1 protein-coding gene is annotated in these 758 nt (G+C 65.4%); it reads left to right on the top strand.

Annotated elements, in window-relative coordinates; all coding sequences use genetic code 11:
* Positions 1-758, top strand: a 758-nt coding sequence (locus NS334_RS16800) for an FAD/NAD(P)-binding protein (RefSeq protein ID WP_193753157.1), incomplete at both ends; no start/stop codon positions are given.

Raw genomic sequence — 758 nt, 5'->3', positions numbered from 1 at the left:
TTGCTGCACCAACCGATCCGCCGTCTTTGCGTTACGCTGATCGAGCAGCGCCCGGACATCGGCCGCGGCATCGCCTATCACACCGGAAATTCCGATCATTTGCTCAATGTGCGCGTCGCGAACATGAGCGCGCTGCCGGACCAACCGGATCATTTCTGGCGCTGGCTCACCTCGCGCGAGCTTGATGTATCGCTGTGCCCGGATCCCTATTGCTTCGTGCCCCGGCGCATCTACGGCGACTACATAGCGAGCTTGCTCGAACAGCAGACATCCGATCCGGCGGATGTCGAACGCTTGTCGATCGTGCGCGGCATCTGTGTCGATATCAGCGAAGGCCATGCCGGCGTGACTGTCACACTCGCGGATGGCCAGTCATTGATGGGCGATACCGTCGTCCTCGCGACCGGGCACGACATGCGCGCCAGCCGTGCGGGCTATGCCGATCCGTGGGCGCCGCCATCGGCCGCGCCGATCGATGCCGATGCCACCGTCCTGCTGCTTGGCACGGGGTTGACCATGGTCGACTATGTCCTTTCGCTGCTGCGCGACGGGCCTCGCGGGCCGATCCTCGCGATGTCGCGGCGCGGCCTGCTCGCAAACCCACACCGGCGCGTCGACGCGCAGCGCATAGAGGAAGCCGAGATCCCATTCGGCGCAAGTATCAGCAGCCTGCTGCGCTGGCTTCGCCTCCGCATCGACCGCAGCGTAGCCGAGGGCGGCGACTGGCGCAGCGTGATCGACGGCCTGCGACCGTACAC

The sequence above is a fragment of the Sphingomonas endophytica genome (genome assembly GCF_001476895.1).
Lineage (GTDB): Bacteria > Pseudomonadota > Alphaproteobacteria > Sphingomonadales > Sphingomonadaceae > Sphingomonas > Sphingomonas endophytica_A.
Note: the sequence above shows the minus strand (reverse complement) of the source record. Positions and strands in the feature narration are given on the sequence as shown.